General features: G+C 56.4%; 9 protein-coding genes. 5 read left to right on the forward strand and 4 right to left on the reverse strand.

What is annotated here, in order from left to right; genetic code table 11:
* The 5 genes from ACZRN6_RS36190 to ACZRN6_RS36210 form a co-directional block, all read left to right on the forward strand.
* A partial coding sequence (locus tag ACZRN6_RS36190) for a Mu transposase domain-containing protein (RefSeq protein WP_464009952.1) occupies positions 1-736 on the forward strand: 736 nt, incomplete at its 5' end.
* Entirely contained in the window at positions 729-1,532 is an 804-nt protein-coding gene (istB, locus tag ACZRN6_RS36195) for an IS21-like element ISPst3 family helper ATPase IstB (RefSeq protein WP_463919926.1), read from the forward strand. The genes ACZRN6_RS36190 and istB, both read left to right, overlap by 8 nt.
* Before the next feature lie 342 nt (positions 1,533-1,874).
* Positions 1,875-2,456 carry a TetR/AcrR family transcriptional regulator gene (locus tag ACZRN6_RS36200; protein WP_258178644.1) on the forward strand — a complete coding sequence of 194 codons (582 nt, stop codon included), beginning with the start codon at positions 1,875-1,877 and terminating at the stop codon, positions 2,454-2,456.
* 21 nt (positions 2,457-2,477) lie between these two features.
* Positions 2,478-3,155: a glutathione S-transferase family protein gene (locus tag ACZRN6_RS36205; protein WP_200646073.1), complete on the forward strand. Its 678-nt coding sequence runs from the start codon at positions 2,478-2,480 to the stop codon at positions 3,153-3,155.
* Positions 3,156-3,167: 12 nt separating this feature from the next.
* Entirely contained in the window at positions 3,168-3,866 is a 699-nt protein-coding gene (locus ACZRN6_RS36210; protein ID WP_166589624.1) for a glutathione S-transferase N-terminal domain-containing protein, read from the forward strand.
* Positions 3,867-4,144: 278 nt separating this feature from the next.
* Here the strand turns inward: ACZRN6_RS36210 and ACZRN6_RS36215 are convergent, their stop codons facing one another.
* The 4 genes from ACZRN6_RS36215 to ACZRN6_RS36230 form a co-directional block, all read right to left on the reverse strand.
* Complete coding sequence (locus ACZRN6_RS36215; RefSeq protein WP_106118787.1) at positions 4,145-4,393, reverse strand: hypothetical protein; 249 nt, start codon at positions 4,391-4,393, stop codon at positions 4,145-4,147.
* Positions 4,390-4,650, reverse strand: coding sequence for a hypothetical protein (locus ACZRN6_RS36220; RefSeq protein WP_106118788.1), 261 nt, complete (start codon positions 4,648-4,650; stop codon positions 4,390-4,392). Before ACZRN6_RS36220 ends, ACZRN6_RS36215 begins: the two co-directional genes overlap by 4 nt.
* Positions 4,647-4,964: a hypothetical protein gene (locus tag ACZRN6_RS36225; RefSeq protein WP_106118789.1), complete on the reverse strand. Its 318-nt coding sequence runs from the start codon at positions 4,962-4,964 to the stop codon at positions 4,647-4,649. Before ACZRN6_RS36225 ends, ACZRN6_RS36220 begins: the two co-directional genes overlap by 4 nt.
* 162 nt (positions 4,965-5,126) lie before the next feature.
* Entirely contained in the window at positions 5,127-5,690 is a 564-nt protein-coding gene (locus ACZRN6_RS36230; RefSeq protein ID WP_106118790.1) for a recombinase family protein, read from the reverse strand.
* Between the last annotated feature and the right edge of the window lie 189 nt (positions 5,691-5,879).

Below are 5,879 nucleotides of genomic sequence, written 5' to 3' on the forward strand. Positions count from 1 at the left end.
GGACTGCCAGTTTCACTCCTTCGAGGAACTCAATGCCTGGCTGGGCCAGCGCTGCCGCGCGCTTTGGAACGAGCTGACGCACCCTCAATACAGCGGGCTCAGTGTGGCCGAGGTACTGGAGTTGGAGCGCGCCGAACTGATGCCTATGCCCGCGGCCTTCGACGGTTACGTCGAGCGGCCTGCGCGGGTCTCCAGCACCTGCCTGGTCAGTGTCGGGCGCAACCGTTACTCGGTGCCGTGTGAGTACGCGGGTAAGTGGGTCAGCAGCCGTTTGTATCCGACGCGAATCGAGGTGGTGGCTGACGACGCGCTGATTGCCAGCCATGCGCGCTTGCTGGATCGCGAACAGGTCAGCTACGACTGGCAGCACTACATTCCGCTGATTGAGCGCAAGCCCGGCGCGCTGCGCAACGGAGCGCCCTTTACTGATCTGCCAGCGCCGCTGCGTCAGCTCAAGCACGGACTGAAACGTCATGCCGGCGGTGACCGGATCATGGCGCAAGTCCTGGCTGCCGTACCGGTCGCCGGACTCGATGCCGTGCTGGTAGCCGTTGAGCTGGTACTGGAGAGCGGCAGCCTGAGCGCCGAACACATCCTCAATGTCGTGGCACGGCTGACAGCATCCGAACCACCACCCAGCGTCGAAACCCACTTGTCGCTCAAGGAAGCCCCCGTCGCTAACACGGCGCGCTACGACCGCCTGCGTGGCCAGGCCGAGGAGGTCGGTCATGCGTGATTTGATGGCGGAACTCAAGGAGCTGCGCCTGCACGGCATGGCCACGGCCTGGGCGGAGTTAACTGCACAGGGTGAGTCGAACACAGCCTCGTCCAAGTGGCTGCTCGAACACCTGCTGGAACAAGAGCACACAGATCGCGCCATGCGCTCGGTGAGCCACCAGATGAACATGGCCAAGCTGCCGATGCACCGCGATCTGGCCAGCTTCGATTTCAACGCCTCTAGCGCCGACGCACGCCTGATCAGCGAGCTGGCCAGCCTGGCCTTTACCGACACCGCGCAGAACGTGGTGCAGATCGGTGGGCCAGGCACCGGTAAAACCCACCTAGCCACCGCGCTGGCCGTGTCCGGCATCACCCGGCACGGTAAGCGCGTGCGCTTCTACTCCACGGTCGATCTGGTCAATCTGCTGGAGCGCGAAAAACACGACGGCAAAGCCGGGCGGATCGCCCAGGCACTGCTGCGCATGGATCTGGTCATCCTCGACGAACTGGGTTATCTGCCGTTCAGCCAGGCTGGCGGTGCGTTGCTGTTTCACCTGCTGTCCAAGCTGTACGAACACACCAGCGTGGTGATCACCACCAACCTGAGCTTCGCCGAATGGTCGAGCGTGTTCGGCGACGCCAAGATGACCACAGCCCTACTGGATCGGCTAACCCACCACTGCCACATCGTCGAAACGGGCAACGAGTCCTACCGCCTGCAACACAGCAGCTTGGCGGCTCAGGCAAAGATCAAATCACGGGAACGAAAACGTAAGGCTGGCCAGGATCAGCAGGACGACGAGCCGTTTTGATTTTTTGGAAAGGACGACCTGCTGCATGACTGGATGCGGCAGGTCTTCGGTTACAGCATTGGACTATCGAAAGGAGGGATTAAAAAGCAGCTACGTTGCTAAACTTATCCACAGTTGCTGATGCGCAAATCAGCAATCCGCCCTGGGTCAAATTTCAATCGGCAGGGTGGGTCAATTTTCCATCAGCGCCAACACTCAACCCATTGGTAACAGCGCAAACCCGAAAAATACGGAATCGAAAATTCGTTTTGTGTCGATCGATACAAAACATGTGTTATGGTCGGTAACAAACCCGCAGAGCGTATTCAGTCAATGGCCCGCCCTCGTACATTCGATGAGTCAATGGTTCTAACCGCCGCAGTCGAGGCATTCTGGACGCATGGATATGAGGGGACTTCTACCCGCGATCTCGTCAAGGCCACAGGCCTAAACCAGCCAAGCCTGTACAACGCCTTTGGCGATAAACGCAGTCTTTATCGTCGTTCCCTTGATCACTATCTGGAATGCAGCGTGCGTGAGCGAATTCAGCGTCTTGAAGGCTTGCCTCATTCTGGAATGGCCATTACCAGATTTTTTGCAGAACTGGTAGATCGCACGCTGAACGATCCCCTTCATCGCGGATGCCTGCTGGTAAATTCGGCCATCGAGGCGAGAGCAGATGACGCAGACTTGCGTCAGGCAGTGGTAGATGAACTCCAGACAATTCGAAGTTTTTTTGAAGGCCGGCTGGTTGCCTTCACCACACAACGCGACGTTGCTGGAGAAGTCAATGCAACGGCGGGCGCCAATCACCTCCTTAGCGTATTGCTAGGCGTTCGAGTGTTGGCGCGAATTAATCCTGATCCTGCGTGTGTCACAGACGCTATTGGTATTGCACTCAAAAGTCTTGGGCTTCCGCCCCTGGCACTTTGCGACATTCACTGACCGCCACTACACGGAGTCAACATGATCAAGTTCTACTATCACCCGTCACCCAACCCCGCAAAAGTTGCGCTTTTCCTCGAGGAAGCAGGTCTTGCGTACGAACTCATCCCTGTCGATACCCGCAAGGGAGAGCAGCACGATCCGGCGTTTCTCAAGATCAACCCAAACGCCAAGACACCGGCTTTGGTTGACGGCGACACCGTAGTGTTCGACAGCAACGCCATACTGCTTTACCTGGCGGAAAAGAGCCGAAAATTCCTACCCGCTGACAATCTGAAAGCACGTGGAGAAATGTATTCCTGGCTCATGTTCATCGCGACTGGCATCGGCCCGTACTCTGGTCAGGCAGTGCATTTCAAACACTTCGCCCCCGACCCCAAAGATTACGCCGTTACCCGTTACACCTTTGAAGCCTGGCGTCACTGGACGATCATCAACGACCGCCTGGCAAACATGCCTTACATGTTAGGAAATGAGTACACGCTGGTGGATATGGCGGTGTGGGGCTGGGCGCGAGCAGTACCTTTCATCCTGGGTGACGAAGCTTGGGGGAAACTTCCAAACGTCAAACGGCTCCTTGATGAAATCAATGCGCGACCGGCAGCCCAGCGAGCTGAAGCACTGAAGACCCAACACAGTTACAAGACCGAAATGGATGCTGACGCCCGTAAAGCGATGTTCCCTCAGATTATTCAGTAGAGGTGCAAGATCATGATCGACCTGCATTACTGGACTACCCCTAACGGGCACAAAATTTCCATATTCCTTGAAGAGTCGGGCCTGCCTTATCGGATCGTGCCGGTGAACATTGGGAAAGGGGAGCAATTCACGCCTTCATTTTTAAAAATTGCTCCCAATAATCGTATTCCAGCCATTGTAGATCATGAGCCACTGGACGGTGGTCAGCCGTTGTCAGTCTTCGAGTCGGGTGCCATTTTGTTGTACCTGGCAGATAAAACTCATCAGTTCATTCCTGGCGATCTACGAGGGCGCAACGAAACCTTGCAGTGGTTGTTCTGGCAAATGGGTGGGTTGGGGCCGATGGCGGGGCAGAATCATCACTTCGTACAATACGCTCCGGTGCCAATTCCCTATGCGCAGGAGCGCTACGTCAAGGAAACCGCTCGATTGTATGGCGTGTTGAATAAACACTTGGCGGATGGCCGTGACTACATCGCTGGCGACTACAGCATTGCCGACATGGCCAGTTATCCATGGATTGTGCCCCACGTCCGGCAGCAGCAAGAGCTTGCCGACTTCCCTCATTTGGCTCGCTGGTTTGAGCGAGTAGGTGATCGACCTGCGACAAAGCGTGCATATGCGATGGCGGAACGAATCAACACCGCTCCGGTCGTCGACGAGGAAACACGCAAGCTGCTATTCAATCAGGACGCGAGCACGGTTCGATAAGCGATCGTTTCAGCCAGTTTTTTTTCAGGGGATGCGACGAAACGCCATAAAAACGGTTGAAACCTCGGTAAGTACCGAGGCTTCATCAAAATGGTATTTTTCCAATACAGCCCTAGTTCGTCGTCTGATCGTTGTTGCTGACATGGACTATGAGCCGTAAACTTAGCTTGTCTGTGCATCCCGTGGGATGTATTGAGTGTCGGCCTAACCTGCACTCAAGAAAAAACCGCCTTCCTAAAGGCGGTTTTTTTTGCCTGCGATTTAGTCGCAATGGTAGGTCATAGTTCAACTGCAAAGCCCCGCACGCCCAACCCCTCGGCAAAGCGACCCACCGCCGTCAAGCTGGCCCAGGTCCGAATCACTTCGCGCCTTGAGCGCACAGGGATCAGCCGGGAGTGCGGCCCACCAAGACGAACTGAAAACGTCCACTTGGTACGGGTGGTATCACGGCCGGCGACAAACTCCCTGACCGCGTTCTGTTGTACCAGGTGCTGCAACGCGTCTTCGTGAATCCCGTCACCGATCACAGCAGCAGCGCCGTGACGCGCGCCTGAGCGGCGTCATCCATGATCAGGTACAGGCTTTCCAGTTCGGCGGGCTTAAGCACCTTGAGCACTTCCAGCGCTTCGACAAACCCTTGCGCCCGTTCGCTGGCCAGATGCACCTGCAGGGTGTCAGCGCTTTGTTCGATCGTGCGCAGGTGCAAGCGCAGGGTGGCCAGCACTTCAGGCGACGTACTGATCGCGGCTAAGGGGTCGCTGCCGTTACCGTAACGGCCGCTCATTCGGGCACCACGCCGTGCGGGCCGCCTAGCGCAGCCGCGTCATACACAAAAAAGGCCACATGTTTAACGGGTAACGCTCCCGCGCTGGCCACAGCGCTTAACCAGTCCCATAGCCGTGTCACACAGCGGATATGTTGTTGAGCCACTTCCTGCATTAGATCCAGCAACTGGGCCTCAAGGGTGTCGGACGCAATGCTCAACAGCTCAGGCTTTAGGTCCAAGGCGATGCGCTCGGCCAGTTCGGCAGTCTCGGGGGATAGTGAGCGCAGGTCGCGCAAGCGGCGCTCATAAGATGGCGTGACGGGTAGCGGCATAGCGGGAATGTCCTTATCCGAGTCAGTGGCCCACCGTGCGTAAAACCATTGGCTGGGGGTGTGGTAGACCAGTGTAGGGGGGTATGGTTTCCGTGCCCACCAAAAAAGGCCCCCACGCTCGGCTTGAGTATGGGGGCCTTTTGAACATAAGCGGCGCTCTATCTATTCAGGCAACGCACGATATAGCGTGGCTCGATGCACACCCAAAAGACGTGCAATCTCTGCCACTGATTGCCCCTCATTAATCAACCTACGTGCATGGGTTATCTGCTCAGAAGTCAAAACAGGCTTTGGCCCAAATCGAACGCCTTTGACTTTCGCAGCAGCTCGGCCAGCACTGGTTCGCTCGCCAATGAGAGAGCGCTCGAAGTCAGCAATCCCAGCGAATATCGTTAAAACAATGCGTCCAGCTGGAGAGGTGGTGTCGACCCACGGCTCAGCAAGTGAACACAGACCTGCTCCTAAAGTTTTGAGTCGTTCTGCAATGTGGAGCAGGTCGGTTGTTGACCTGGCTAATCGATCCAACCGCGTTACGGTCAGTACATCACCTGGCCGCAAATGATCGAGCAGCCGACTCAGTTCAGGACGGTCTTGCTTAGCCCCACTTACCTTTTCTTCAAAAATTCGCTGACAACCGTTTTGCCCTAGGGCAATCCGTTGCTGCTCCAGATCCTGACCTTGCGTCGAAACCCGAGCGTAACCAATCTGCTGTCCTGCGTTTTTCATGATGCACCTGTCGCATTTGTTGTCGCAGGTAACTTATAACGCGCGACAGATTCATGCGACAACTTGTAAACAGTGAATTCAGCATCGCGGCTGTCGTTTTCAGAAGACGGCTGCACTGAACGTCAGAAGCCGACTGCACTATAGCAGCGGAGGGGTTGGATCCATCAGGCAACGACGGGCTGCTGCCGG

This window comes from Pseudomonas sp. A125 (genome assembly GCF_055409485.1).